Genomic DNA, 26,091 nt, shown 5'->3' on the forward strand with positions numbered 1-26,091 from the left:
AGCTTCTCGAGCGGAGGGCCGAAGTCAGTCACGGGCTTGGTGGACGAGGTGAGGACCTTATGGGGCCAGATGACGATGTCGCGAGCCATGGGCCGCAATCTGCCATGCACGCCCCCTCAGCGCCGCCCGATTCGGCATGCCAACGGTCCACCGGTTCACACGACCGCCCTGCCCCACCGGGCCCTCACTGGGGCTCTGGCCACAACAGGCAATACAGCTCCGCGAAGGGCAGCGTGGCGCGGCGGTACAACACCGCGTTGCCCAGAGGCGCATCGCCCTCCAGCCAGGCCACATGCACCTGGGCGCCGCATTGCGAGTATGCCATGGAGGCCTCTCCTGAATCCTCAAGGCTGCGGCTCAGGTTCTCCACCGGTCCCAAGGCAATGCCCAACCCCACCGTGGCGCGCGTCAGGACCTCCCGCTCCCCGTTGAAGCCTTCCGCCCAAACCAGCCGGACGCCCGTTCCCGCAGGAACCATGCGGGGGGAGAGCGCTTGGACCTGCGCCTGCGACACCTTCCTGGGCGCGGAAAACGTCGCCCCACCATCGACGCTCATCGCCAGGACGACCTCCGGCCCCAAGGCGCCCGGGCGTTGGTCCAGCCATGCGACGAAGAGCCGTGAGTCACGCGCCACCACCTGCGGCCTGGAGGAGACACGCGTGTCGTTGCTGACGTTGACCACCGGGCCGAAGGAAGTCCCCGCATTCGCGCTCCGGCGCAGCAGCACCTCGCAGGACGAAAGCCCCGTGCCGCATTCGGTCCAGACCGCGTAGACGTCGCTGCCCTGCACCGCCAGCTTGTGGTCCCTGGAGTTCCCTCCCAGCCCGGCGAGTTGCTGTACCGGCTCGAAGGTGCCGCCTCCGTCGGTGCTGCGCCGGAAATAGAGGCTCGACTTCTCATCGCTGCCGGCCCCGTTCCACAACACGTAGACATGCTCGCCCAGGGCCGCCAACTCCACGTCGCCATAGCCCTGCTGGCCGTTCAGCGCCTCGATGTCGGCGAAGACGCCCCCCGTGGGACCGCGGATGAAGTGGATGCCGCCTTGGTCGTCTTCGCTCGAGCGGAACCACCCCATGTAGACGTGGCTCCGGGTGGCCGCGAGGCGCAGGCCCCCCTCCTTCTCCTGGGTCAGTTCGAGGACGGGGCCAAAGGTGCCTCCCCGGTCGTTGCTCGAACGAAACCGCAGCCCGCTGTCCAGCCACGTCACATAGACGTTTTCACCTTGGGCCAGCACCCTCGCGCCACGGGCGGCCGCCCCGGGTATCGAGTTGTCCGGTCCCAGGCTGCGCACCGGACGGAAGCTGACACCCCCATCCGTGCTCCGCTGATATTTCACAACCCTCCCCGCCTGGGCGCCGTCCACCCAGACGACGTGCACGTCCCCCTCCCACGTGCACACCTGCGGGACCTGGAAGCCCACCGCCGTCGTGGTCAACGTCTGCGCCGGAGTGAAGAACTGCGCCATGGCACTGCCTGGCCCTCCTCCCGCCCACATCACCACCGCGGCCAGCAGCGTCCCCGCCGCCGAGCCGCCACGCTTCGGACTCCGCATTGCCTACCCCCGGCGCCATGGCACACGGCGCGGCCGACGGGGCTAGCGCGGGGGGCGCCCCGCAGCCATGCGGCCCTGGGACGTTTCACCCTCCGAGCGATGCCATCCGGACAGTTGGCGCGTCTTCACTGACAGGTCTGCTACACCTGTCCCATGCACCCGCACGCCCAGCTCATCACTGACTTCTACTCGGCGTTCCAACGCCGGGACGCCCAGGCCATGGCCGCCTGCTACCACCCGGAGGTGGAGTTCTCCGACGCCGCCTTCGCCGGACTCCGTCACCGGGAGCCCGGTGCCATGTGGCTCATGCTCTGCGAGCGCGGCAAGGACCTGGAGGTCACCTTCCGCGACGTGCAGGCCGATGACCACCGGGGCCGCGCCCACTGGGATGCCCGCTACACGTTCAGCGGCACCGGAAGGAAGGTGCTCAACCGCATCGATGCTGAGTTCGAGTTCCGCGACGGAAAGATTGTCCGGCACCGCGACCACTTCGACTTCTGGACCTGGTCCCGCCAGGCGCTGGGCCCCACGGGACTGCTGCTCGGGTGGACACCCCTGTTGAAGAAGAAGGTCCAGGCGAAGGCCCGGAAGTCCCTGGACATCTTCATGCGCGAGCGTGGCATTCCCCAGGAGTGAGGAGGACGCATGGCACCGCCCGATAGTGAGAGCCCGCCCGTGGAGGCTCTGGACCTCTGGCTTCTGGAGGCCGCCATGGAGTTGCCTACACCCCTGCACATGCTCGTGGAGCCGAACCCGCATATCGCGCTCAACATGGCGGACGACCCGCGGCTGTCCCGGGAGGAGCTGTGTGAGCGGCTGTCGCTGCTCGCAGAGCGCGGACTCATCCGCGTCCACGCACTTCCGGATGGACTGCAGGAGCTGTTCTCCCCCGAGGAGATTTCAAGCGCCATTGATGCCCGGCAGTCCCGCACTCCCTTTGGCTACTCGCTCACGGGTGACGGGGGCGCCGTCTGGGAGCAGCACGCCAGGCCTGATTGGAGCCGGTTCGTCAACGCGGGGCAGGAGCCCTCCGCCGACGATGCCCAGGACGCCTGGGTCATCGAGGCCGCGAGCCTTGAAGCCGCGGACGCGGAGTTCCACTTTCATGAGTCACTCGGCGATGCGCATCAGCCGGTCAGCGCGTCGAAACACGGCGAGGTGCTGACGCCGTGGCAGGTGACGTATTGGAAGGCGCTGCCCCACGGATACCGGCTCCGCTACGTCACCGTGCCGCGCCCTGCTGACCCGGCTCGGAGCAGGAGCGTGCCTTCCCGAGCACCTTGGTACACGCGCGTCTGGCTGTGACGCCGCGCCCTCGCGCTCACGGCTCCGATTCGGACGTCTCAAGGTGCTGGTACGTCAGCGGGCCCATCCCCTCGCGGGCCAGTTTGGCCGTGCAGCGGACGTTGCCCCTCCAGTCCAGGAGTTGGAGGCCCAACGTGCCGTCCTCGTGCAGCAGCAGCGAGCCATAGCCGTTGTTGCCCAGTTCGGGTCTCAGGTCCGTCCACTCGGGGAAGCGTGCGTGCGACTCCAGGAAGCGCACGGGTGCTGGAGACTTCAGTCCCGGCGTCACCGCTCGCACCGGGAGACCGGCGTGCCCCAGGCTTCCTCCCAGGAATGGGAACGCGGCGCTCCGGTCGAACAGTGCTCCATATGGCGTGGCGCCCCAGAACCACAGGTCGACCTGTGCGCGCTCGACCGCCAGTTCCCGGAGGTCTTCCAGCAAACCGGCGTGCCTCGGTTCTCCGTACCGGTAGGGCGCGTCGTGGCTCAGGAGGATGTTCGTTGCTCCTCGCTGGCGGCCCTCCTTCAGCACCGACTCCAGCCAGCTCAGGAGCGCGGGCTCCTGGTGCCGTCCTGGCTCGAAGTACGCGGTGTCCAGACCGATGAGCTGGAAGCGCTCCGAGGCCAGGCAGAAGTAGCTTCCCTCCTGGACTTGCTTCGCTCGTGAGGCGCCTCGCCGCTCGTCCAGGTAGCGGTAGAAGGGGGTGCCCCCGGAACGCATCTCCGAGCCCGCGTTCAGCGTCATCAGCGTTGTCACTGGCAACAGTGGTTCGAGCGGCTCGGCCACGTGCGCGTCGAATTCGCCCTGACGGCCCGCGTAGTACACGCCCCCGAGGTGCACGGCGTACTCCAGGCGCTCGCCTCGCATGATGAGCTGACGGGCCACGTAGCGCGCGGGGTACTCGCCCGTGCCGAAGCCTCCGAACAGCGCCACTTCCACCGGCCGTCCCGGCGCGGGCTCGCGGAGCTCGTAGCGAAAACGGGTGGCGTGATGCGCATCGTCGTGCCGACGGAACTCCGCCCGGTGCCAGCCGCCGTGGAGCCAGGCGCGACCGCTGAACAGGAGCCATCCGCGCAGGTCCGCTACCGGCTCGAAACGGGTTCGCGCCGGGTCGATGGGGATTTCATTCGTCATCAGCGGGAAGGTGAAGTCCGGCGGCAGTGACACCGAGGCCCGTGCCTGGAATGCCGGCTGCTTCAGTGCTTGAAGCGCGGCTTCGGGCTCGCGCAGGGACTGCTCCATTTCCTGGAGCACGTGCACCAGGGCTCCCTCTGAAACGGGCGCGCCCAAGTCCTGGCGGATGAGGCTCAGGATTTCTTCCGGCTCGCGCAGGAAGCGCTCGCGCAGCGCGCCCAGGTCGTCTGGACCGAGCGGCGGTAACTCCGATACGTCGGCGCTCGCGGCTCCGGACGTCGTCTGAGCCGTTGCCGAGGCTGAAGGAGCCCGGTACCCGAGTGCCGTGTAGAACTCGACCCGCTTGCGGTCCATGGGCACATCATCGCCCGTTGGCCCGACGCGGGGAATGCCGCGCCCGACACGTTCATCGGGCTCGGGCCAACGTGGGGGATGCCAAGCCTGCCGCAGGACCGCCACGTTTGCGCATCGGGACTGGGCAATGAACACAGGGGGGCGCCGTCTACAGCGCCCTCCTGTGCCTGGGGCCCCTGTGTCCGGCGCTCGCCCCGGGCCCAGTCCCGTGGTTCCAGTGCGGCCGAGGGGCGACTACTCCCGCGCCTTCGCGGCGGCCGCGGCCTCCTGCGCTTCCTTCACCTTGCTCGCGTCACGCTGGCGGCCATCACGGTAGGCGTAGAGCGTGTAATACGAACCCGTGGCGTAGCCCGGCAGCTTTCGGGGATTGAAGACGCTGGTGCTCGACACCGAGCCACCCACGAAGCCCTTGGGCACGTCCACCAGCCGCATCGCACAGCCAGCCAGGACCAGCCCCGCCGCTGGCACGTCGTTGCTCACCAGGGTGCACGTGCCCCGCGCCGTGAAGCCCCCCTCCGGCAGGTTGTAGCGCATGTAGACATTCAGCTGCTGCCCGGCGGGGAAGGCGTTGTCCGTCACCTGGACGCACGCCGTCGCCGAGCCCACGCGCCGGCCTCCCCCATCAACCACCTTGCCGTCCTTGGGATTGTGCTCCGGCACATACACACTCCCGCCCAGCTTCACGTTCACCTCGAAGGGCGCCGCCGCGCACACCGCCGGGTCCGCGGGGCTCGCCGGGTCCTCCTGCGTGCGGAACTGCATCACCACCTCATTGGCTCCCGCCTGCGCCGACAGCAACAGGACACCCAACATCCCCACCGCACCGCCGAGCTTTCGCGACATGGCGTACCTCCCTCCGGACCGTGAGGGGCTTTTCAGCCCACCGCTAGCACCCCTTCGACGCGCCCCGCGCCGGGGCTACTGCCACGACAGCGTGTATTCGGTGTCGAGCGGCCCCGTCTGCCGGCCGTGCACCTGGACCTGCTTGCCCCCCACCGCCTCGATGACGGCCTGGAGCGTGCCCTCGTGGTAGGCGGGCGGCATGAAGTCCCGCTTCATCGTGAAGATGCCGCTGGTGTCGCCCGTCCACTTCACACCGCGCTCGCCGTAGCTGACCGCCGCGCGGTAACCCGAGTGCAGGTTGCCCACGAGCCGCTTCGGACTGTCCGACGCCAGCAGCAACAACGTCTTGCCCGCCGCCGAGGACAGGAAGTCCGTCGTGGCCACCACCCCCATGCGCCGCAGCGCTCCGTCAAAGCCACCGTGCTCCGGGCCCATCACCTGCGCCGCCGTGAAGGACATCCGCAGGAAGGCGGCCACCGGGTAGTTGAAGAAGTCGATGAAGCGCGTCTCGCCGCTGGCCGCCAGACAGCGCTCCACCGCCGCGTCCCCTCCCATCGTGCGAACGGCGGACACCACGCCGTTGAAGAAGAGCCCGCGGGCCGTGTCGTCCTTCGTCGCCAGCGCCAACCGCGCGTCCAGCTCCTTGCCGATATTCGAATCCAACTTGTTCATTACAACCTCACGAGTTGCGCGCCGTAATGGACGTTCGCGCCTACCGCTGCCACCACCACCAGGTCACCACTTCCCAGACGCACGCGGCCGGCCTCCAGGTCTTCGGCCAGAAGGATGAGCATCCCCGCCGCCGACGTGTTGCCGTAGCGGTCCACGTTGCACGCCACCGCCTCAGGCGGCAGCCCCGCCCGCTCCACGAAGGCGTCCATCACCCGCTTGTTCGGCTGGTGGAAGTAGTACCGCTCCACCTTCGAACGGAGCTCTGGCCGCGGCCCCAGGACGACATCCAGGCACTTCTGCATGTACTCCGGATAGCTGCGCGCCACGCGGAAGCCATCCACCACGAACGCCATGTCCGCCGGACGCATCCGCCCCGGCTGATACGGCAGCTTCAACAGGCCGCCACCCTTGCGGATGACCAGGTCTCCGTACGCGTTGCCGGAGAAGGACGCCAGGATGCCCTCCGCCCCCGCATCCCCCGGCTTCGACTGGAGCACCACCGCGCCCGCCCCGTCGCCGAAGACATACATGGAGAGGTAGCCCTGCAGCGTCTTCGAGCGGCCAGGCCCGGGCGGCAGCTCGTCCGTGTAGACCTCCCGGTTCACCAGCGGAGACGTGAAGGCAGAGGCCACCACCGCCACCGTGCGGAAGCGCCCTCCGTCCATCATCTTCTTCACCATGTCCAACACGTACGGCGTGCCACCGCAGCCGTCGTCCACCACGAGCCCGAACGCGTCCTCGCGCAGCTCCAGCCGCCGGTGCAGCTCCATGGCGTCGTGGTTGAAGTGCGGCGCGTCCGGCGTACACGTCACCACGAAGAGCGCGTCCAACGCCTTGGGGTCCACACCCGCCTGGGCGAGCGCCTTCCGGAGCGCTACCTCGCACATGTCCGTGTTGCTGGCCGGGTAGATGTGTCCGTCATTCTCGGGAGGTGGAATCGCCCGGCCCGTGGCCTCGTCGATGTCCCAGAGGAAGCGGCGCTCGCGGATGCCGACCTTCTCCTCGATGCGCTCCGCCGACCACCCCGGGATGGCCCTGGCGATCCGCTCGTTGCTCACCACACGTGAAGGAACGAAGGCACCAGCTCCGACGACACAGACATTGGGTGTCATTTAATGGCCCCGTTTTTTCACAGTCTCGCCATATGGGAGGGATTCCCTGGCAACGGGGATTGAGCAGGATTCAGGCCATATACGAAGTCATTGAAACAACTGCCGCTGGCGAACGGGGCAGCTTCATTCGTGAATCATCCTCCAGCCGGCGGCACGAGGAAACCACCGGGATTACTGGAGATTTCCAGTGCTTCACAAATGAAGTAGCAACCGTTGCGAATGAAGCACCTCGTCATGAGAATTTCCTCTCAGTGACTGAGCATGTCACCCCAGGTGTCGCCTATGACTTCGCTGCACTGTGAAAAGAGCCGATACGTGCATGAGTGACTAAAGACCCATGCGACGAATCTGGGCGCCGAGCCTCTCACTGAGAGTGTCTGGCTTGAAGAGCGGATGAGACAACTGTGCTGAAATCAACATATCGGGAAGGCCGCCCACCCACTGGGGGCGGCCACTCACCGACCTGGCGCGGCTCAGAACGGGATGTTGTCGTCGTCGTTCGGCGGAGGGATGTCGTCGCCGCCGTAGCTCCCGCCTCCGAAGCCGCCACCGCCCCGGCCGCCACCACCGTAGCCGCCCTGGTTGCCGTAGCCGCCGTCGTTGCCACCACCCGCGTCGCCGCCCCGCTGCCGCGCGATTTCCGCCTCGATGGCGGCGAGCAGCTGGCGCTCCTTGTCGTGCCAGCGCGACTTGCTCGCGTCATTCAGCGTGCGGCGCGCGCCGTTGGCGTAGAACTCCAGGTCGCCCATGCTGGCGCCGACAATGGGTCCGCCCTTGCTGCGGCCGTAGTTGGGGAAGACCATTCCATCACCACCACCACCGCCGCCACCGCTGCTCGCGGGCGCTGAACGCCGCGCCGCCGGGGCCGCCGCGTCCGGCGTGCCACCGATGGACATCTCTCCCAGCGTCAGCGTGAAGCCCTCGCCGCTCTTGAACGCCGTGCCCACACGAACCTGCTCCACCCGCCCGTCGGGACGACGCACCGCCACGGTGACCGGATAACCTTGCTCGCTCATGCCGGGCCGAATCCCATCCCCGCCCCGCCACTGTCAACGGAGACTCGAAGGGGACGTCCGGGAACCGGCCGCTCGTCCGGCCTGCTCACCGCGCTCCCTGGATTCCACTTGAGCCGCTCGGGCCCGAAGGCCCGAGGGAATCCGCGGGGCGCGGCGCTCGAATCAGAACAGCGAGCCCTGGGAGGACCGGCCCTTCTTGCGCTTGCCGGCTCCGGCCTTCACCTTGGTGGTCTTGACCTGGCGCCCCCCCTTGGCCGCGGCCTTCTTCGCGGCCGGCGCCTTCTTGGCCACTGACTTCTTCGCGGCGGCCGGGGCCTTCTTCGCCCGTGCGGCCTTCTTCGCGCCCGCGGCCTTCCGACCCGCTGACTTCTTCGCGGCGGCCGGCGCCTTCTCCTCGGCGGGCGGCGGCGGCGCCGCCACGGGGGCCGGGGCCTTCGCCGGGGCCTTCTTCCTGGCGCCACCCTCACGCAGCGCCTTGCTGGCGGCGCGGCCCCGCGGCAGCGTCACGTCCTCCACCGATTGCGGAAGCGCGTCGTCCTTCCACGCCGACGGCCGGCGGTTGGTCCGCATCAGCAACCGCAGCTTCTGGTAGTGCGCCGAGCAGTACCCCTTGGAACGGCTGGGGCGCTCGCAACCGATGACGGCGCACGCCCGGGCGCCCTCCTCCGCGCGCGCCTGACTGACGACCGGCTTCGCGGCCACGGGCCGGCCCACGGATGCGCGGCCCTTTGGCGCCGCGACCACCTGCTTGCGGCCTCCGCGCGTGGACGCGGGCAGCACCGTGGGCGTCCGCACTCCCGCCATGGCGCCGAGACGACTGGTCAGCGGCGCCAACCGGTGCGTCACCTCGCGCACCAACTCCAGGGCCTCCAGGCCTTCCTCCATGCGCCGGACCGCCTGCTGCAACGGGACCAACTGCGCATCGAGTTCGCGCCGGAAGATTTCGCCAAGAGCATTCGCAATGGACATTGCTCGGGAGAATACACGGGGCCCCAGGCAACCGGTGTGAAAACCTGTGCTTGGCTCGCACCAATCGTTGACCGGCGGGCGAAGCCATACATCCCGTGAGGTCGGTCCCTCCCGCCAGAGCAGCCTCTACCCCCGGACGCTGACGGTGGCCGGCGGCTCGGCCCGAGGGAGGACGCGCTCCGGGGCCTCCCGCTGGAGCTCGGACGGCCGGCTGACGGCGGCCGTCCCGCAGGTGCGCGCCGCCAGGGAGACGGCCCCCACGAGCAACAGTGCTGGAACAAACAGGTGAACCATGGCGCCTCCTCGAAGCAGGTGACGGACGTGAACGCCGGCCAACTCCGCGGGTCTCCTCCCCCACAGGCCGCCCGGCTGCCTCTGCCCGAGACATACGAGCGAGCTTGCCGTTCGGGTCTGACGTTTCCGGAGCCCCGGGTACGTGAGCCCCCCAGGCAACGCGGCGGATGTTAAAGGGATGGAGCATGAGCCAGGCGCCCACTCCCGTCCGCTTCAAAGGCACCGACACCTACCTGACCCACGAGAGCCTCCAGGCCGCGGTCAACTGCGCGCTGACCCTCCAGCGCCCCCTGCTGGTGAAGGGCGAGCCCGGCACCGGCAAGACGCTGCTGGCGGAGGCCATCGCCGAGGCCCTGGGGCACCGGCTCATCACCTGGCACGTGAAGAGCACCACCCGCGCGCAGGACGGCCTCTACGTCTACGACACCGTGCAGCGCCTGTATGACTCGCGCTTCAACGACGGGGACGTGCGCGACATCCGCAAGTACATCCGCCAGGGCCCGCTGGGCGAGGCCTTCTCCTCCCCCGAGCGCGTGGTGCTGCTCATCGACGAGGTGGACAAGGCGGACCTGGAGTTCCCCAACGACTTGCTCCACGAGCTGGACCGGATGCGCTTCCGCGTCACCGAGACGGGTGACGAGGTGGTGGCGAAGCACCGCCCCGTGGTGGTGATTACATCCAACAACGAGAAGGAGCTGCCCGACGCCTTCCTGCGCCGGTGCGTGTTCCACTTCATCGACTTCCCGGACGCGGAGCTGATGCGCCGTATCGTCGGCGTGCACCATCCGGGGCTGGACAGCGCGCTGTCCGAGCAGGCGCTGAAGGTCTTCTACGAGCTGCGCAGCTTCACCCGCCTGCGCAAGAAGCCCTCCACCAGCGAGCTCATCGACTGGATTGCCGTGCTCAAGGCACAGGGCGTCCACGACCTCAAGCTGGACGAGCAGCTCCCCTTCCTGGGCGCGCTGCTGAAGAAGGAGCAGGACCTGGTCTCCGTGGCGGAGGCCTTCGGGCGCGGGCGCCGTCCCCGGGCCTAGAGAGGCGCTGCCATGTTCCTGCCCTTCTTCTACGAGCTGCGCCGGCGCGGGCTGAAGGTCGGCGCCCAGGAGGCGCTGGCGCTGGCCGGCGCGCTGCGAGCGGGCCTGCACGACAGCCACCTGGACGGCTTCTACCATGTGGCCCGGGCGCTGCTCGTGCACTCGGAGACGCAGCTGGATGCGTTCGACCAGGCCTTCCTCGCGCACTTCCAGGGCGTGGAGACGGCGAGCCTGGAGCTGACGCAGGAGCTGCTCAACTGGCTGGAGGAGGCGCGCGAGCGGCCGGACCTGAGCCCCGAGGAGGTCGCCCTGCTGGAGCAGTTGGACCCGGAGGAGATTCGCCGGCTGTTCGAGGAGCGCCTGAAGGAGCAGAAGGAGCGCCACGACGGCGGCAACCGCTGGGTGGGCACCGGCGGTACGTCTCCCTTCGGCAACAACGGCTTCGGCCGCGAGGGCATCCGCGTGGGCGGCGGCGCGGGCAACCGCCAGGGACGCGCGCTGATGCAGGCCGGGGCCCGGAGGTACGCCGGCTACCGCGACGACGTGGTGCTGGACACCCGGCAGATGGCGGTGGCGCTGCGCAAGCTGCGCGCCTTCGCCCGGGACGGCGCGCCGGACGAGCTGGACGTGGACGAGTCCATCGCCGCCACCGCGCGCAACGCCGGTGAGCTGGAGGTGGTGACTCGGCCGCCGCGCCGGCCCAACACGCGCGTGGTGCTGGCCATGGACGTGGGCGGCTCCATGGACCCGTACGCGGCGCTGGTGAGCCGGCTGTTCAGCGTGGCCAGCCAGGCGACACACTTCAAGGAGTTGCGCACCTACTACTTCCACAACTGCGTCTACGGAAAGCTCTACGCCACGCCGCAGCTCACGGGCGGAATCACGGTGCCGGAGTTGGTGGCCCAGGTGGGACGGCACCACAAGCTGGTGATGGTGGGGGATGCCTCCATGGCGCCCTACGAGCTGTCCATCCGCACCGACGCGCAGGGGCACTACAAGACGGACGGGCTGGAAGGGCTGACGTGGCTGATGCAGTTGGCGCAGCACTTCGAGCGCAACGTGTGGCTCAACCCGGAGCCCATGGGCACGTGGCGCACGGGGACCATCTCCGTGATTGCCCGCATCTTCCCCATGTTCGCCCTGACGGTGGAGGGCCTGGGTGAAGCCGTCACGCACCTGACACGGGGCCGCACCGTGAGGGGCGCGGCGGCGCGGCGCTGAGGCGTGTCCGTAGGCGCGCGGGATTCATTCCCGTGCCCCCCAGGGCAGGAATTCCGGGTGTGCCCGTGGACTGGCGGACGGCCGGGCGGGCCCCAGCGCATTTGGTGCAGCACCTGGAGCGTCACTTGCGGCATGGTGCGCGCGCACGCGAGCGGGACCGCGAGGACACCATGACAACCGACAAGCAGGACGTGCTGGCCATCAACACCATCCGCACCCTCGCCATGGATGCGGTACAGCAGGCCCACTCGGGCCACCCGGGGGCTCCCATGTCCCTGGCCCCCGTGGCGTACCAGCTCTGGCAGCAGGAGCTCCGGTATGACCCGTCCCACCCCATCTGGCCGGACCGGGACAGGTTCATCCTGTCCAACGGCCACGCCTCCATGCTGCTGTACGCGCTGCTCCACCTGGCCGGGGTGAAGCGCGTCACGCGGGAGTACACCGTCGAGGACGCGCCCACCGTGTCGCTCGAGGACATCAAGAAGTTCCGGCAGCTCGACTCGTCCACCCCGGGCCACCCCGAGTACCGGTGGACCAGCGGCGTGGAGACGACCACCGGCCCCTTGGGCCAGGGCGTGTCCAACAGCGTGGGCATGGCCATGGCCAGCCGCTGGCTCGCGAGCTACTACAACCGCCCCGGCTTCGAGATGTTCGGCTACGACGTCTACGCCATCTGCGGCGACGGCGACCTGATGGAAGGCGTGGCGTCCGAGGCGGCGTCCATCGCCGGCCACCTCCAACTGCCCAACCTGTGCTGGATCTACGACAGCAACCACATCTCCATCGACGGCAGCACCGACCTGGCCTTCACCGAGGACGTGGGCCGGCGCTTCGAGGCCTACGGCTGGCGCGTGCTGCGCGTGCCGGACGCCAACGATTTGAACGCCATGGGTGAGGCGCTGCGCACCTTCAAGACGGCGCGCGGCAAGCCCACGCTCATCATCGTCACCACCCAGATTGCCTACGGCGCGCCCAAGCTCCAGGGCTCCTCCAAGGCCCACGGCGAGCCGCTGGGCGACGAGGAAATCAAGGGCACCAAGCGCTTCTACGGCTGGCCCGAGGACGAGAAGTTCCTGGTCCCCGACGGCGTGCGCGAGCGCTTCCAGGAGCGCATGGGCGCTCGGGGCAAGCAGCTGCGCACGGAGTGGGAGCAGAAGTTCGCCGAGTACCGCAAGCAGTTCCCCGAGCTGGCCGACCAGTTGGAGCGCATGCAGCGCCGCGACGCGCCCCAGGGCTGGGACGCGGAGCTGCCGACGTTCCCCGCCGACGCCAAGGGACTGGCCACGCGCGACTCCAGCGGCAAGGTGCTCAACGCTATCGCCAAGCACTACCCGTGGCTGGTGGGCGGCTCGGCGGACCTCAACCCGTCCACGAAGACGTACATCACCGGCGGGGAGGCGATGAAGCCGGGCGAGTACGCGGGGCGCAACATCCACTTCGGCGTGCGCGAGCACGCGATGGGCTCCATCGTCAACGGCCTGTGCCTGAGCAAGCTGCGCGGCTACGGCGCCACGTTCCTCATCTTCAGTGACTACGAGCGCCCCGCCATCCGCCTGTCCGCGCTGATGGAGCTGCCCGCCATCCACATCTTCACCCACGACTCCATTGGCGTGGGCGAGGACGGCCCCACGCACCAGCCGGTGGAGCAGTTGGCGTCGCTGCGCGCGATTCCCGGCATCATCGTGCTGCGCCCCGGTGACGCCAACGAGGTGGTCGAGTCGTGGCGGGTGATTGCCCAGCAGCGCAAGCACCCGGTGGTGCTGGTGCTCACGCGCCAGCCCGTGCCCACGCTGGACCGCAGCAAGTTCGGCGCGGCGTCCGGCGTGGCTCGCGGCGGCTACGTGCTGTCCGAGGCGGAGGGCGGCAAGCCGGAGGTCATCCTCATCGGCACCGGCAGCGAGGTGTCGCTGTGCCTGGACGCCCAGGAGAAGCTCAAGGCGGACGGCATCCCGGCGCGCGTGGTCAGCCTGCCGTCGTGGGAGCTGTTCGAGGAGCAGTCCCAGGAGTACCGGGACAGCGTGCTGCCTCCGTCCGTGCGCGCCCGCGTCGCGGTGGAGAAGGGCGCCACCTTCGGCTGGGAGCGCTTCGTGGGGCATGACGGCAACATCGTCGCCATGCGCAGCTTCGGCGCCTCCGCGCCCATCAAGGCGCTGCAGCAGAAGTTCGGCTTCACCGCGGACCACGTGGCCCAGCAGGCGAAGGACTCGCTGAAGAAGACGAAGACGCGGCCGTAGCCCGCAAAAAGAAAGAGCCTCGGACCGTCCCCCAACGGTCCGAGGCCTTCGGGCCTTTTCGGCATCCAGGTGCTCGTCCTGGCGGACTCATGGCGCGGAGAGGCGCGACCCCCGTCGCGTCCCAGCCCCCCGGCTGGGGTTCCCCCCACGCCATGAGCCCATCAGGTCACTTCAACGTCGTTCCCGGCTGCCTCGTGGGCGTGAGCGTTGCGTCCCCCCGGTCGCATCCCGGTTCCCCCGAACCGGCTTCCGCTCGCGCATTCAAGTCCTCCAGGTCCGACTGACTCGTTCGCTCGGGAGGTTCGCCCCCCAGCGCCTGGCCCCCCGGCCAGGCCCCCCGTGCTTCGAGCCCCGCTCCGTGTTGGAGCGTGATGTCCTGTCCTATTGCGCGTGGCGTGCCACACACCGGTCCCGGTGGGCCCACTTGGGCGTCCCGAGTCTTTTCAGTGGGTTATGAATTCGGGTGCCCTTCTCACGGGGCCGTGCGGGGTGGTGACAACTGTCATCACCGGTGACAACCGTCATCACCGGGATGGCCCCCAGGTGGTGACTCTTGTCACCGGTGGCCCATCCCGGGCGGAGCGCGTGACACCTTGGCAACGGCGGGGCGGGGCTTCCAGCGCGCGGGCCTACAGCCCTCCGCGCAGCTCCAGTTCGCTCCAGAGCGCGCCGTCACGCTCCCGCAGCAGGAAGGTGAGGCGGCCCTGGTGGAAGCCTCGCACCGGCGCCTCCGGGTCCGGGAAACCGGGGGGCAGCTTCCAGTCCGCGGGCTGAAGGCCGCTCGCGGGGATGGGGCGCTCGCGGCGCAGCTCGCCCACCTCCGCGTCCGTGAGCGTCCGCACGCGGGCCCAGGGCAGCAGCTCGCGTCCGTGCAGCCACACCCGTTGCTCCAGCCCCGGGTCCTCCCACGGGCCAATCGCCGTGCGCCGCAGGGTGGACAGGTGCGCCCCGCAGCCCAGCGCGCGCCCCACGTCGCGGGCCAGCGAGCGCACGTAGTAGCCCCCGCGGCAGCTCAGCCACAGGCGGCTGGCGCGCGGCAGGTCGTGGGACAGCCAGCGCACCGCGTGCAGGTACACGCGCGAGGGCGGCAGCTCCACGGCTTCTCCCCGGTGCGCCTTCCGGTAGGCGGGCTCGCCCCCCACCTTCTTCGCGCTGGTGGCCGGAGGCACCTGTTCCCGCCAGCCCACGAAGGACGCCAGCGCCGCGTCCAGGGCCTCGGGCGTCAGCGCCCCCGTGTCTCCCTGGAGGACGGGCCGGCCGTGCAGGTCCCCCGTGTCCGTCTCCGTGCCCCAGACGACCTCCGCCTCGTAGACCTTGGGCACGGCGTGCAGCAGCTCGAACAGGCGCGGCGCCTGCCCCACCAGCACCAGCAGCAGCCCTTCCGCGAAGGGGTCCAGCGTCCCGCCGTGGCACACCGGTATCCGCTTGCCCGGCTGCGCGGCCTTCGCCTCCTCCATGAACCGCTGCACCACCGAGAAGCTCGTGGCGCCCACCGGCTTGTGGACCCGGTAGATGCCCGGACTCAGTTTCCCTCCCACCGCGACCCTCCTGTGGCCTCCCACCCTACCCTGGCCGGGAGTGCGGTGGCGGAAGGTCGCGCCCCCGCCGCGTCCGCAATGAAAGACACTTCATGCCGTGCGCCGGGGCGCCGCGCGCCTGCAAGGCCAGGACCATTTCCCGCCCCAAACAAGCAACCGCTGCATTGCCCGTCCTTTGGCATTCATCTGGCAATCATCTCGAATCGCGAACGCCATGACAGGCGTATGCCTGCGTGCAGGTGCAGGACGGCCATCCCCGCAGTGCCTCGCATTACCCCATGAGGAGTGTCTCCATGACGTCCCCGCTTCGCCCGGGCTGGGCCCTGCTGTCCGCCCTGACCCTGCTGTTGTCCGCCACCACCGGCTGTGATGACGACCCGCCTCCGCCCGTTCCCGACGCTGGGCAGCACCCCACGGACTCCGGCACGGACGCGGGTTCCGAGGACGCGGGCACCGAGGACGCCGGGACGGACGCGGGTCCCGAGGCGCCCTGGGACGGGGGCTACACCGTGCTGGACGACCCGGGCGACTGGATTGACCGGGGCGCGTTCTCCGCGTGCCGCTTCACCGTGGAGAACCCCAGCCTCGAGGCCTGCGCGGATCCGGCGAACTTCGACATGTCGTCCTGCAATGCGGACCAGCTCGCCGCGGTGGAGCAACACGGCATCTATGTGGGCGACGGGCGGTCGGAGAGGCTGCTCGCGGATGGGGGCACGTCCGTCACGCCGGGCAGCGCCGCCTTCCAGCTCTTCGCGGATGGGGGGCCCGACAAGGTCATGGGCATTCCCGTCACCACGCGGATGACGACCGGCGGCACATTCTTCCTCTCCGGCAGACAGTCGAATCCCTACACCGGAGAGCGCGTCGTCTCGGTGGCGGGCTGTGAGACGCCCAGGCCCGACGTCATCACCGGCTGCTATGTCCGTTGCACTGAGACGCCCCGGTCCTCCTCCCGGAGCATGGGCACCTTCGAGGCCGAGCGGGCGGAGCGGCGCGGCGAAGCCGAGTCGTCCGGCGGGATGCAGCTCGTCGCCGAGTACTTCGTGGACCTGGGCGTGCCGGTGGATGTCTACGTCACCCAGGGCCACGCCTACGTGGTGTCCACCGACGAGGCCGGCCGCTTCGGCGGGCTCACCGTCTTCGACGTGAGCGACCCGGCGCATCCCTTCTTCAAGACATCCATCAGCCTGCCGGGCGACTCGTATTGGAACGGCGTGTGGGCGAAGGGCGACGCGCTGTATGTCGCCAGCGCCGACACCGGCGTCTCCGTTTTCGACATCTCCAACCCGGGGTCACCGGAGTTCGTCCTCACCCTGCCGGGCAACGGCTACACCAACGTGCACACCGTCCTGGTGGATGGGGACCGTCTGTATGCGTCCGACATCACCGACTTCGTGGGCAGCACCCGCGTCTACGACATCAGCACGCCGCTGGCGCCCGTCCTGCGGCAGGTCATCACCCTGCCGGAGATGTACTCGCTCGGCGGGCCCCATGACTTCTTCGCGTACGAGGGCCGCCTCTACATCAGCAACGCCTCCGGCGGTTACTCCATCGTGGACGTCAGCGACCTGGAGAACGTGCAGCACCTGGGGCAGTACTTCTACCCGGGGTTCGGTGGCTTCGCGCACCACAGCGCGGTGGGCACCTTCGCGGGCCGCACCATCGCCTTCGAGGGCGGCGAGTTTCCGGGTTCGCACCTGCGAGTGCTGGACGTCACCGACCCGGCGAGCATCGTGAAGATTGGCGAGCACCGCATGCGGTACTCCACTTCCATCCACAACATGATTCTCAAGGGCGAGCGGCTGTACGTCGCCTGGTACCACGAGGGCGTGCGCGTGCTGGACGTGGCCAACCCCACCCAGCCCCGGCAGGTGGCGCACTTCAACACCTTCAGGGAGACGGACCCGCACCGGGCGGGCGGCGCCTTCGAGGGCGCCATTGGCATCCGCCTGCCCGGAGATGGGTACGTCTACGTCGTGGACACGTCGCGCGGGCTGCTCATCTTCAACGAGCCGTGAGCCAACCGGGGGCGCCTCTTCGCGGCGCTCGCGATGGCCTCACATGCTGAACACAGGGCGTCCGCGGAACGATGCGGGCGCCCATTCTCCTCCTCCAGAGGCTGCACCTCATGTCTGTTCGTATCGCATGCCCGTTGCTGACGCTCGTTTGCGCCGTGTCGTTGTCCGCCTGTTCTTCGTCGGAGCCCCCGCCCCCCACGCCGCCTCCCGAGCCGCCGGCGTATACCGGCCCCTGGGCGGTGCTTCCGGAGATGGGGGAATGGGTGGACCCCGGGGCCTTCGAGTCTTGTCCCGCGCAGACGTCCCAAGCGGCGTGCAACGCGCCGGAGACACTGGTGATGCCAGACTGTGACTTCGGCTCGCTCGCGGGCCTGGAGCGGCAGGGCGCCATCTACCGCGCGGAAATCCGGTACGAGACCCAGGTACAGCCCGGCACCGTACAAGTCCTCCCGGAGAACGGTGGTTTCCAGTTCGATGCCTCGGGCCAGCCCATGTCCGTCATGGGGCGCAATCCCCATGCAGCCACCATGAATGGCGAGCGGTTCTTCATCTCCTCCGGACCCACGAGCCAAACCAATCTCCAGGACCGCTACACATTCATCGGCTGTCACGCCCAGGGTCCACGGAGCCTCACCGGCTGCGTTCTCTGGTGCCGAGGCAGCACCCTGCGCCATAGCGGTAGCTTCCGCGCCGAGCGCATGACGTGGCGAGAGGGCGAGCCCGAGTCCGCCAACCTCCAGCTCCTGTCCGAAATGCCCGTGGGCCTGGACACGCCTGTGGACGTGTATGTCACCCACGGCCACGCCTATGTCGTGGCCATCGACCGGCGAGGAGTCGGCGGCGGCCTCGCCGTCTTCAACGTGAGCAATCCCTACATTCCCGTCCAGCAGACGGTCATCCGATTCGGCCATAGCGACTACTGGAATGCCGTGTGGGCTCGAGACAATGCGCTCTACGTCGGCAGCGCTCGCTCCGGCCTGCTCGTGTTCGACCTGGCCGACCCGCGGTTGCCCGCCTTCGTGCGCAACCACCCGAGCGGTGGCGGCCCAGTCGACGTGCACACCCTCTTCGTGGATGGAAACCGGCTCTATGCCATGTCGCCATCCCACAAGCAGACGATCATCTTCGACATCACCCAACCACTGGAGCCTCAGCTCCTCACCCGCTTCACGTATCCCAGAAGTGCGGGCTATCCGCATGACGCCTTCGCGTATGAGGGGCGCCTCTACATCAACCACCTCGACGATGGCTTCCTCATCGCAGGGCTGGACGGCGAGACGCCGGAGTTGCTCGGCCGATACACCTATCCCCATGCCTTCAGCCACGCCAACGCGGTGGGTACCTTCAATGGCCGCACCGTGGCCTTCGAGGGCGGCGAGACCATGGGCTCCCATATCCGCGTGCTGGACGTCACCGACCCGGCGAACATCGTGAAGATTGGCGAGTACCGGCTGCGCGGCCTCACCTCCGTCCACAACATGCTGCTGGTGGGCACGCGGCTCTACGTCGCGTACTACCATGAGGGTGTGCGCGTATTGGACGTGTCCAATCCCTCGCAGCCTCGCGAGATCGCGTACTACAACACCTTCCGCGAGTCAGACCCGAACCGGACAGACAAGCTGACCGACGGCGCCATCGGCATCCGCGTGCCGGGGGACGGCCGCATCTACGTCGTGGACACGTCGCGCGGGCTGCTCATCTTCAACGAGCCGTAGCCCTGGAGCTCACGCCTCGATGCGGTTGCGGCCGTTCTCCTTCGCGCGTAGCAACCGCGCATCCGCGGTCCGCAGCAGCGCCTCCACCGTGTCGCCGTCCCCCGGTGACACCGCGATGCCCGCGCTAAAGGTGACGTGGAAGGGCTCGCCGGTGTCGCCGTCGAAGGTCATCTCCGACAGCTCCGCCGCGGTGCGGGCGAGGATTTCCGAGGCGCTGCCCGCGCCCTCCCCCAAGAGCCCCACCACGAACTCCTCCCCACCCCAGCGGCCCCGCACGTCCTCGCGGCGGAAGCGCGCGCCCAGCAGCCGGCCCAACCACATCAACACGCGGTCGCCCGCCAGGTGGCCGTAGCGGTCATGCACCTGCTTGAAGTGGTCCACGTCCAGGAAGCACAACGCCAGCGGCTTTCCCTGGCGCCGTGACTCGGCCAACCGGGCACGGAGCCCGTCCAGGAAGGGCCGGCGCAGCAGCAGGCCCGTCAGCCCGTCCCGCTCCGCCCGCTCGCGCGACAGGCGCGTGCGCTCCAGCCGGGCCTGCACGCGCGCGCGCAGCTCCTCGCGCAGCACCGGCTTGGAGAGGTAGTCATCCGCCCCCGCCTGGAAGGCCGCCAGCCGGAACTCCAGCCCCAGGTGCGCGGTAATCAGCAACACCGGCAACTCCTGCCACTCCGGCGTGGAGCGCAGAATCCGGCACAGGTCGAAGCCGCTGGGCCCCGGCATCTGCACGTCCAACAGCAGCAGGTCCGGCCGGTGCTGCGCCAGCGCCTCCATCAGCCCGTGCGCGTCGTTCAGCCCCACCACCTCAATCTGGTCGCTGGCCAGGGCCTGCGTCAGCGCGGCGATGGCGTCCGGGTCGTCATCCACCACCATCACCCGCGCGCGCTCCGGGCGGCGCGCCGCCACCATGCGCTCGGCCGCAGCGGAGAAGTCCCGCGCGGTGAAGGGCCGTGGCAGGAAGAGGGACGCCCCCGCGTGCGCCGCCGCCACCCGTTCCTCCAGCACGTCCCGGGCACCCGTGACGGCCAGCGGCAGCACGGGCAGGCTCTCCTCCGCGCGCAGCGCATGCGCCACGGCCAGGCCGCCCAGTGGACCGCCCAGGTCCAGGTGGACCAGCACACCATCCACCCACTGCCGCCGCGCCACCTCACACGCCGCGTCCGCCGTGCGCGCCGTCACCACGCCCACGCCCACCTGTCGCCCCATGCGCTCCGCTTCGGCCAGCAGCTTCGCGTCCTCGTCCACCACCAGCAGCACACCCTCGGAGGATTGCGGCGGCGCGGCGGCGGGCTTCACCGGAACGGAGGCCGCGGCGGCCAGCGTGCGGAAGGACGCGTCCAGCGCCGCCACATCCACGGGCGCCCCGGCCCGAGCCGGCAGCAGCACCGCCTCCAGCTGGCCCGCCCGGATGCTCACCTCCGCGAAGCCGTAGCTGCCCGCGGTGCCGTGCAACTTGTGGACAACCGTGTAGGCCTCCTCCAGCGCCGCCGCGTCACCTCCGCGCCCGCGGACGAGCAGCGCCTCCAGCGCCGCCACCTTCTCCTTCAGCCGGGCGCCGTACTCCGCGTTGAGCGACGCCAGGCTGGCGGCCAGGTCGTCCACCTCCACGTCCACTTCCTCCGCCTCCTCCAGCGCCTCGGGCGGCGGTGGAGGCGGCAGAGCGGGCGCGGGGAAGAGCTGGTTCACCCAGACGAGCAGCTCCTCCGGCTTGTAGGGCTTGTGGATGATGCGCACCACGCCCAGCTGCCGCGTCAGCAGCTCGTGGCTCTTCAAATCCTTCCAGAAGGCGGAGGCGAAGAGGATGGGCAGCTTGGGCTGCGTCTTGCGCAACTCACGGATGAAGTCCGCGCCCGTCATCCCCGGCAGCAGGCCGTCCACGATGGCGGCGTCCACCGGCACGCGCGCCAACACGGCCTGCGCCTCCGCCGCGCTGCGCGCGGGCTCCACGCGGTAGCCCTTCTCACGCAGGAAGGTGCCCACCAGGGACTGCAAATCCTTGTCGTCCTCCAGGAACAGGAGCGTCCTGCTGTTCATGAGGGGTGTGCCTTTCTCGCCAGCAGGCCGTTGAGGAGGTCACGCACGGAGGAGACCAGCTCCTCTTCAGAGGCGCGCGACTTGGTGAAGTGCCGGGTGATGCCCAGGGTGAGCTGCCGCTCATCCATGCGCGTCAAATCCCGGCCAGTGAAGACGATGAGCGGCGTGGCGCGGCCCTTGCCCTGACGGAGGATGTCGACGACCTCGAAGCCGTCCAGGCGCGGCAGGCCGACGTCCAGGACGATGAGGTCCGGTGTCGTCTCGCGCGCGAGCTCCACCGCGCTCTCGCCGTCCGCCGCCTCGAAGACCTGCACGCCCAGCCGCTCCATCTGCGCGCACAGCGTGCGCCGGGTGCTGGCGTCGTCATCCACCACCAGCACGCGCGCCTGGCCCGGCTGCCGAGTGGCGTAGCGCAGCGACTTGAGCAGCCGTGACTCCTCCAGCGGCCGGGGCATCCAGTCCACCCAGTGCGGAACGCCCTCCGCTTCGTCCGAGCGGCCGGACAACGCCAACACCGGCAGCTCGTGCGTGCGCGGCTGTTCGCGCAGGCGCCGCACCCAGTCCAGCGCGTGCCCTTCCGGAAGCTGCATGTCCACCACCAGCGCGTCCGGCAGGGACGTGTCCAGGTGCTTCGCCGCCTCGATGAGACTGGTGGCGCGCAGCACGCGGTAGCCTTCGTGCGCGAGGAGCCCGCCCAGCAGCGACGCCAATTCCGCGTCCGCGGTGGTCACCAGCACCTCATGGCGGGACGCGTCCTCGGGGATGACGGGCGGCGACGTGACGGACGCGGGCCGGGCCGACTCCAGCGTGAAGGTGAAGGTGGAGCCCCGGCCCTCCTCGCTCTCCACGGAGATGCGGCTGCCGTGCTGCTCCACGATGGACTGGGAGATGGCCAGCCCCAGACCCGTGCCCCCCTTGGAGCGTGTATCCGAGCTGTCCAGCTGCTGGAAGCGGCCGAAGAGGCGCGCACGCTGCTCCTGGGAGATGCCGGGGCCCTGGTCCACCACACTGAAACGCACCCGCCCGTCCGCCTCTTCCCCCACGCGCACCGTCACCCCCGCGCCCTGCGGGGAGAACTTCACCGCGTTGGACACCAGGTTGGTGAGCACCTGCACCAGCCGGTCCCGGTCCGCCTTCACCTGTGGCGTGCCCGTCACCTCGGCGTGGAGCGATACACCCGCGCCGTCCGCCATGCCCCGGACGCCCGCGAAGGTGGACTCCACCAGGTCCGCGCATTCCGGCGTGGAGACCTTCAGCTCCAGCTTGCCCGCCTCCATCTTCTCCAGGTCGAGGATGTCGTTGATGAGCCGGATGAGGCGTTCGGTGTTGGTGCGGGCGATGCGCACCATGTCCAGCGCCTGGGGCGGAATATCGCCCACGATGCCGCCCTCCAGCAGGCCCAGGGAGCCACGGATGGAGGTGAGTGGCGTGCGCAGCTCATGGCTGACGGTGGAGATGAACTCGTTCTTCATCCGCTCCACCGCCTTGCGCTCGGTGATGTCGCGAACGAAGACGGTGTAGCGAGGCGGGCCGTCTCCGGGCACGCGGACGATGGTCAGCTCCGCGGGGAAGGTGCTGCCATCCATGCGCAGGCACGGGGACTCCAGCCGCGTGGCCTGCCCCGACGCGGTGTTCCACCCCGCGGCCAGCACCTTCTGGCGGGCACCGTCCGGCAGCTCCTCCGGGAGCGCCACGGAGAGGAAGTTGCGGCCCACCACGTCTGCGGCGACCACCTGGAAGGTCTTCTGCGCCGAGGGGTTCAGCTCCAGCAAGTCCCCGCCGCCGTCCAGCAGGAGGATGCCGTCCGGAGAGGCCTCCAGAATCGCGGCCTTGCGTGCCTCGCTGGCGCGCAGCCCCTCGTTGGCGGCGGACAAGGCCTTGGTGCGTTCCTCTACCCGCCGCTCCAAATCCGTGTTGAGCGCGGCCAGGTCGGCGGTGGCCCGCGACAGCCGCACCATCACCACCAGCACGTAGGCCACCAGCGCCAGCGAGACGATGAAGAAGATGATGCGCGAGCGCTCGTTGCGCTCCTGCGTGCGCTCGTAGAGCTCCAGGTAGGTGCTGATGAGGCGGTCCGCCCGCGTGCTGGCGGTGCCCTCCAACAGGGCCTGGACAGCCGCGTCCGCCTCTTCCTTCTCACCCCGCGCGTCCGCGGCGTGGGCTCGCTCCAGCAGCGCGGCGCTCTCCTCCAGCGCGCTGACGAACAGGTCCAGCGCCGCGTTCATCGTGCGCCGGTCCATGGCGGACAGGAAGGAGGGGAACTGCCGCAGCGCGTCCGCGCGAGCCCTCAGCGCGGCGAAGTCCTCCGGGTCCGAACCGTGGAGCGTGCGCAGGCCCATGCGTTCGCGCAGCACGTCCATCTCCAAATCGCCGCTGGCCACGCGCAGGTGCCGCAGCGCGCTGCGGTAGCGGTCATTGTCGGAGGTGGCCCACGGACGGCCCATGGCGAACAGGCCGCACAAGAGCAGCAGCGCGCCCGCCGCCAACACGCCCGAGCGGCGGGAGAGGCGAAGCCCCTGACTCACCCTGGCACCAGCTTGCGAATCTCCTGGGGCAACGTCATCGGGTCGAAGGGCTTCCCGATGACGCCCAACGCGCCCAGCTCCAGGTAGCGCGCGACCTCCTGCTTCTGGATTTTCGCCGTCATGAAGATGATGGGCGTGTGCGCCGTGGCCTCCTCGGCGCGCAGCCTGCCAAAGGTGGTGGGCCCATCCATGCCCGGCATCATCACGTCCAGCAAGATGAGGTCGGGCTTCTCCGCGCGGGCCTTCTCCAGGGCCTCCGCGCCGGACGCGGCGAGCACCGTCTGCCATCCCCCCACACGGCTGAGGCTGAGATTGCCGATGGTGCGGATGTCATCTTCATCGTCAACGAGCATCACCTTGCGAAGGGTCGTCATGGCTGAGGCGGGACTCTACCAGGGCGGCAGTGCCCGGAAGCGGCCGCAACAACGCCAGGAATTGGCCCGTCTCACGGAACAGTCCGTTACCAGCCACCCCGGCTCTCACTGGGGGAGCGGCAGGTGGAGGCGTGGTCCCCCGCGCCGTGAGGGCGCTACGGCACGCCCGCGAGCACGCGCCCGTCGTACCCTCGGATGTAGCCCCCGCCCTGGTCCGTGACGGCGCCGAAGCCGCCGGTCACCACGACATCGCCCGCTGGGGTGAGCGCGAGGCCGCTGATACGGACCGGGCCTCCCGCCCCCGTGCTCCCCTCGACGTAGGTCACCGGGCCGGGAGCGCGGGTCGTGAGGTTCATCGCCGAGAACCAGCCCCGGCCAATCTCCGTTCCGCCCGCGAGGAGCTCGTGCCCGCCGATGAGCAGCGTGCCGGAGGGCGAGAAGGTCTGCAGGGTGAGCACGCCCGGCCCGTTCGGGACCGCCGCGCTCCATTGCGTCATCCCGTTCGCGCCAATCCACCGCTGAGTGAAGCCCTCGGTGGACTCGCCGCTGGGGGAGAGGGTGCTCGTCGCGCCCTCTGCGTTGACGGCGAAGAGGTTCCAGACGTCCTGCGTCTCCCACCGGATGGCGCCCTCGGCGCTGTACTTCCGGAGGTAGGACTTCACGAACACCAACTCCCCGGACGTCGCGTTCCGGTTGAACACGGTGCCGGACAGATAGACCTCCCCCTGGGCATCCACCGCCAGGCCGGAGGCGTGGTTGAACTGGCCCTCATTGAAGAGCAGGCTCCAGCGCTCGGCACCCTGCGGTGAGAGGGCGATGAGCTTGAGCTGACGCGCGAGCTCATGATTGCCCAGGCTCAACAGCACGTAGACGTGCCCGCTGGTGCTCACCGCGAGCTCGGGCCAGTTGGAAGTCTCGGCGGACCCTGAAGAGGTCCACAGCACCTGCCCGTCCGCGTCGTACCGGGTCACTCGCCCGGAGAAGTCCACCACGTAGCTGTTGCCCTGGCCGTCCAAGGCCATCTCCACCCCGCCGCTCAGGGAGACCGACCAGCGCACCTGCCCGGTGCCGCTGAGCCGCAGCAACTGCCCGACCTCCAGGACGAGGATGTCGCCGTCGGGCATGACCGCCACGCTCCGTGGATGGGAGCTCCGCCGCACCTCCCACTGCAGGAGGGGCGCGAACCCCTGCAGGGAGACGACCTTCGTCCCGTCGATGACGAGCGAGCAGCCGCCGCCCGCCACCACGGTGCAGTCCCCGCCCCAAGTCGGAAACCCCGCCGGCGCGGTCCGGAGGGTCACCTGCGCCTTGCGGACCGGCACCTTGCACGGCTCGCCGCAGGACCAGCCGTCCCCCTCGGCCACCACGTGCGCTCCGGCACCGGGCAGGCTCCGCACCTCCACATAGCCGACGCCCATGCCCTTGAGGACCGCACTGTCCACGTCGGGAGCGCCCTCTACCTTGAGGTGGGCCTCGCTCGGCCCCGCCAGCCGGGGCGAGAACCGCACCCGCACCTCGCACTCCATGCCCGCGTCGAGGAAGCGCTCGCAGGTGTTGGCGGCGATGGTGAACCCGCTGCCCTCCACCTTGACGGACACGGACTCCACCGCCGACGGAGACGCATTGCGCACGGTGAAGAGGTGCTCGGGGGAGGTCTGGCCCACCTCCAGCTCACCGAAGTCGACCGCCTCCCGGTCGATGATGAGCACGGCTGGCTTCTGTTCGTCGTCGGAGCACGCGGCGGAAAGGACAGACGCGCTGAGCAGCAGGGCGAGCAAAGGCTTGCGAAGCATGCGCGACCTTCTATGCGAGCCCATGTCCGCGCGACAAGTGACGACCCTGGCCCCACCCCGCATGGAGCCTGCGCGGACGGTGCGCATGCGTCTGTCATTGCCCGGCGGGCGGGAGGCAGCCCGGCGTGGCCCCGACCACCCGGGCTCCGTGGGAGACGGGGACGAGGCGCCCAGGAACCAGCGCGCCTTGGCGGGTCCGGCGCGGAAGGCGGGCGGACGGACGGGCGTCCGTCGTGGCCCATCAGGAAGGCGTTCGACCGTCAGCCGCCAGGAAGGCGCCTGTTCGTTGACTCCTGGCGGCTCCAGAATCTTTGTGACGCGGCGGACGCATCCGCGCTGTTAACTCAATACACCCGCGCTGGGGTACGGAGGAGACA

21 protein-coding genes (1 of these 21 cut by a window edge) are annotated in these 26,091 nt (G+C 69.4%); 7 read left to right on the top strand and 14 right to left on the bottom strand.

The window, feature by feature from the left end; all coding sequences use genetic code 11:
* Positions 1–89, bottom strand: partial view of a peptide deformylase gene (gene def / locus BHS09_RS37745; protein WP_140796157.1) — the 5' end (the start) only. Its footprint begins 418 nt before the window's first position; 89 of the gene's 507 nt are visible here — the first part of the coding sequence; the start codon lies at positions 87–89; the stop codon falls past the left edge of the window.
* 95 nt (positions 90–184) lie between these two features.
* Positions 185–1,552 carry a hypothetical protein gene (locus tag BHS09_RS37750; protein ID WP_140796158.1) on the bottom strand — a complete coding sequence of 456 codons (1,368 nt, stop codon included), beginning with the start codon at positions 1,550–1,552 and terminating at the stop codon, positions 185–187.
* Between the two features lie 153 nt (positions 1,553–1,705).
* Here BHS09_RS37750 and BHS09_RS37755 point away from each other — a divergent pair, with 153 nt between their 5' ends.
* Together BHS09_RS37755 and BHS09_RS37760 are read left to right on the top strand one after the other, a co-directional pair.
* Positions 1,706–2,188, top strand: coding sequence for a nuclear transport factor 2 family protein (locus tag BHS09_RS37755; RefSeq protein WP_140800501.1), 483 nt, complete (start codon positions 1,706–1,708; stop codon positions 2,186–2,188).
* 9 nt (positions 2,189–2,197) lie between these two features.
* Positions 2,198–2,857 carry a hypothetical protein gene (locus BHS09_RS37760; protein ID WP_237080077.1) on the top strand — a complete coding sequence of 220 codons (660 nt, stop codon included), beginning with the start codon at positions 2,198–2,200 and terminating at the stop codon, positions 2,855–2,857.
* A 16-nt stretch (positions 2,858–2,873) separates the two neighbouring features.
* Here BHS09_RS37760 and BHS09_RS37765 read toward each other — a convergent pair whose 3' ends face one another.
* From BHS09_RS37765 to BHS09_RS38975, 7 genes are all read right to left on the bottom strand, one after another.
* The gene (locus BHS09_RS37765) at positions 2,874–4,325 is read right to left on the bottom strand and encodes a metallophosphoesterase family protein (RefSeq protein ID WP_174260625.1); all 1,452 of its coding nucleotides are present in this window, start codon (positions 4,323–4,325) and stop codon (positions 2,874–2,876) included.
* Positions 4,326–4,559: 234 nt separating this feature from the next.
* Positions 4,560–5,168 carry a hypothetical protein gene (locus BHS09_RS37770; protein ID WP_140800502.1) on the bottom strand — a complete coding sequence of 203 codons (609 nt, stop codon included), beginning with the start codon at positions 5,166–5,168 and terminating at the stop codon, positions 4,560–4,562.
* 75 nt (positions 5,169–5,243) lie between these two features.
* Positions 5,244–5,840, bottom strand: a complete 597-nt coding sequence (locus tag BHS09_RS37775; RefSeq protein ID WP_140796160.1) for a DUF2378 family protein — start codon at positions 5,838–5,840, stop codon at positions 5,244–5,246.
* Positions 5,840–6,952, bottom strand: a complete 1,113-nt coding sequence (locus BHS09_RS37780; protein ID WP_140800503.1) for a 3-oxoacyl-ACP synthase III family protein — start codon at positions 6,950–6,952, stop codon at positions 5,840–5,842. The genes BHS09_RS37775 and BHS09_RS37780 overlap by 1 nt, the downstream gene beginning before the upstream one ends.
* 473 nt (positions 6,953–7,425) lie before the next feature.
* A complete protein-coding gene (locus BHS09_RS37785) occupies positions 7,426–7,968 on the bottom strand; it encodes a hypothetical protein (protein ID WP_140796162.1) in 543 nt (180 codons plus the stop codon).
* Positions 7,969–8,130: 162 nt separating this feature from the next.
* Positions 8,131–8,937 carry a cell wall protein gene (locus BHS09_RS37790; protein WP_140800504.1) on the bottom strand — a complete coding sequence of 269 codons (807 nt, stop codon included), beginning with the start codon at positions 8,935–8,937 and terminating at the stop codon, positions 8,131–8,133.
* A 126-nt stretch (positions 8,938–9,063) separates the two neighbouring features.
* On the bottom strand, positions 9,064–9,231 hold the full coding sequence (locus BHS09_RS38975) for a hypothetical protein (RefSeq protein WP_174260626.1): 168 nt from the start codon (positions 9,229–9,231) through the stop codon (positions 9,064–9,066).
* Positions 9,232–9,416: 185 nt separating this feature from the next.
* Between BHS09_RS38975 and BHS09_RS37795 the strand changes: the two genes are divergently transcribed.
* The 3 genes from BHS09_RS37795 (at position 9,417) to tkt (ending at position 13,720) form a co-directional block, all read left to right on the top strand.
* Positions 9,417–10,265 carry an AAA family ATPase gene (locus tag BHS09_RS37795; RefSeq protein WP_174259016.1) on the top strand — a complete coding sequence of 283 codons (849 nt, stop codon included), beginning with the start codon at positions 9,417–9,419 and terminating at the stop codon, positions 10,263–10,265.
* A gap of 12 nt (positions 10,266–10,277) precedes the next feature.
* Positions 10,278–11,486 carry a vWA domain-containing protein gene (locus BHS09_RS37800; RefSeq protein WP_140796165.1) on the top strand — a complete coding sequence of 403 codons (1,209 nt, stop codon included), beginning with the start codon at positions 10,278–10,280 and terminating at the stop codon, positions 11,484–11,486.
* Positions 11,487–11,656: 170 nt separating this feature from the next.
* Positions 11,657–13,720: a transketolase gene (tkt, locus tag BHS09_RS37805; protein ID WP_174259396.1), complete on the top strand. Its 2,064-nt coding sequence runs from the start codon at positions 11,657–11,659 to the stop codon at positions 13,718–13,720.
* Between the two features lie 629 nt (positions 13,721–14,349).
* On the opposite strand, the gene truB is transcribed toward tkt, so the two are convergent.
* A complete protein-coding gene (truB, locus tag BHS09_RS37810) occupies positions 14,350–15,258 on the bottom strand; it encodes a tRNA pseudouridine(55) synthase TruB (RefSeq protein WP_140800505.1) in 909 nt (302 codons plus the stop codon).
* Positions 15,259–15,551: 293 nt separating this feature from the next.
* On the opposite strand from truB, the gene BHS09_RS37815 reads away from it, so the two are divergent.
* The gene (locus BHS09_RS37815) at positions 15,552–17,276 is read left to right on the top strand and encodes an LVIVD repeat-containing protein (protein WP_140796167.1); all 1,725 of its coding nucleotides are present in this window, start codon (positions 15,552–15,554) and stop codon (positions 17,274–17,276) included.
* Between the two features lie 71 nt (positions 17,277–17,347).
* Positions 17,348–18,991 carry an LVIVD repeat-containing protein gene (locus BHS09_RS37820; protein ID WP_140800506.1) on the top strand — a complete coding sequence of 548 codons (1,644 nt, stop codon included), beginning with the start codon at positions 17,348–17,350 and terminating at the stop codon, positions 18,989–18,991.
* 9 nt (positions 18,992–19,000) lie between these two features.
* Here BHS09_RS37820 and BHS09_RS37825 read toward each other — a convergent pair whose 3' ends face one another.
* The 4 genes from BHS09_RS37825 to BHS09_RS37840 form a co-directional block, all read right to left on the bottom strand.
* Positions 19,001–21,022: a response regulator gene (locus BHS09_RS37825; protein ID WP_140800507.1), complete on the bottom strand. Its 2,022-nt coding sequence runs from the start codon at positions 21,020–21,022 to the stop codon at positions 19,001–19,003.
* Positions 21,019–23,547 (bottom strand): ATP-binding response regulator, encoded by a 2,529-nt coding sequence (locus BHS09_RS37830; protein ID WP_140800508.1) that lies wholly within the window; start codon positions 23,545–23,547, stop codon positions 21,019–21,021. The genes BHS09_RS37825 and BHS09_RS37830 overlap by 4 nt, the downstream gene beginning before the upstream one ends.
* The gene (locus BHS09_RS37835) at positions 23,544–23,921 is read right to left on the bottom strand and encodes a response regulator (RefSeq protein ID WP_140800509.1); all 378 of its coding nucleotides are present in this window, start codon (positions 23,919–23,921) and stop codon (positions 23,544–23,546) included. Before BHS09_RS37835 ends, BHS09_RS37830 begins: the two co-directional genes overlap by 4 nt.
* Before the next feature lie 155 nt (positions 23,922–24,076).
* On the bottom strand, positions 24,077–25,714 hold the full coding sequence (locus BHS09_RS37840; protein WP_237080078.1) for an NHL repeat-containing protein: 1,638 nt from the start codon (positions 25,712–25,714) through the stop codon (positions 24,077–24,079).
* Positions 25,715–26,091: the final 377 nt, after the last annotated feature.

Origin of the sequence: Myxococcus xanthus, from assembly GCF_006402735.1 — a bacterium.
GTDB lineage: Bacteria > Myxococcota > Myxococcia > Myxococcales > Myxococcaceae > Myxococcus > Myxococcus xanthus_A.

What these genes read in the sequence shown, in the direction of transcription:
- BHS09_RS37785 (WP_140796162.1), bottom strand. Translation starts at nt 7,968, where the DNA reads ATGAGCGAGCAAGGTTATCCGGTCACCGTGGCGGTGCGTCGTCCCGAC.
- BHS09_RS37795 (WP_174259016.1), top strand. Translation starts at nt 9,417, where the DNA reads ATGAGCCAGGCGCCCACTCCCGTCCGCTTCAAAGGCACCGACACCTAC.
- BHS09_RS37840 (WP_237080078.1), bottom strand. Translation starts at nt 25,714, where the DNA reads ATGCTTCGCAAGCCTTTGCTCGCCCTGCTGCTCAGCGCGTCTGTCCTT.
- tkt (WP_174259396.1), top strand. Translation starts at nt 11,657, where the DNA reads ATGACAACCGACAAGCAGGACGTGCTGGCCATCAACACCATCCGCACC.
- BHS09_RS37775 (WP_140796160.1), bottom strand. Translation starts at nt 5,840, where the DNA reads ATGAACAAGTTGGATTCGAATATCGGCAAGGAGCTGGACGCGCGGTTG.
- BHS09_RS37815 (WP_140796167.1), top strand. Translation starts at nt 15,552, where the DNA reads ATGACGTCCCCGCTTCGCCCGGGCTGGGCCCTGCTGTCCGCCCTGACC.
- BHS09_RS37835 (WP_140800509.1), bottom strand. Translation starts at nt 23,921, where the DNA reads ATGACGACCCTTCGCAAGGTGATGCTCGTTGACGATGAAGATGACATC.
- BHS09_RS37765 (WP_174260625.1), bottom strand. Translation starts at nt 4,325, where the DNA reads ATGGACCGCAAGCGGGTCGAGTTCTACACGGCACTCGGGTACCGGGCT.
- BHS09_RS37790 (WP_140800504.1), bottom strand. Translation starts at nt 8,937, where the DNA reads ATGTCCATTGCGAATGCTCTTGGCGAAATCTTCCGGCGCGAACTCGAT.
- BHS09_RS37750 (WP_140796158.1), bottom strand. Translation starts at nt 1,552, where the DNA reads ATGCGGAGTCCGAAGCGTGGCGGCTCGGCGGCGGGGACGCTGCTGGCC.
- BHS09_RS37780 (WP_140800503.1), bottom strand. Translation starts at nt 6,952, where the DNA reads ATGACACCCAATGTCTGTGTCGTCGGAGCTGGTGCCTTCGTTCCTTCA.
- BHS09_RS38975 (WP_174260626.1), bottom strand. Translation starts at nt 9,231, where the DNA reads ATGGTTCACCTGTTTGTTCCAGCACTGTTGCTCGTGGGGGCCGTCTCC.
- BHS09_RS37770 (WP_140800502.1), bottom strand. Translation starts at nt 5,168, where the DNA reads ATGTCGCGAAAGCTCGGCGGTGCGGTGGGGATGTTGGGTGTCCTGTTG.
- BHS09_RS37755 (WP_140800501.1), top strand. Translation starts at nt 1,706, where the DNA reads ATGCACCCGCACGCCCAGCTCATCACTGACTTCTACTCGGCGTTCCAA.
- BHS09_RS37760 (WP_237080077.1), top strand. Translation starts at nt 2,198, where the DNA reads ATGGCACCGCCCGATAGTGAGAGCCCGCCCGTGGAGGCTCTGGACCTC.
- BHS09_RS37825 (WP_140800507.1), bottom strand. Translation starts at nt 21,022, where the DNA reads ATGAACAGCAGGACGCTCCTGTTCCTGGAGGACGACAAGGATTTGCAG.
- BHS09_RS37800 (WP_140796165.1), top strand. Translation starts at nt 10,278, where the DNA reads ATGTTCCTGCCCTTCTTCTACGAGCTGCGCCGGCGCGGGCTGAAGGTC.
- BHS09_RS37820 (WP_140800506.1), top strand. Translation starts at nt 17,348, where the DNA reads ATGCGGGCGCCCATTCTCCTCCTCCAGAGGCTGCACCTCATGTCTGTT.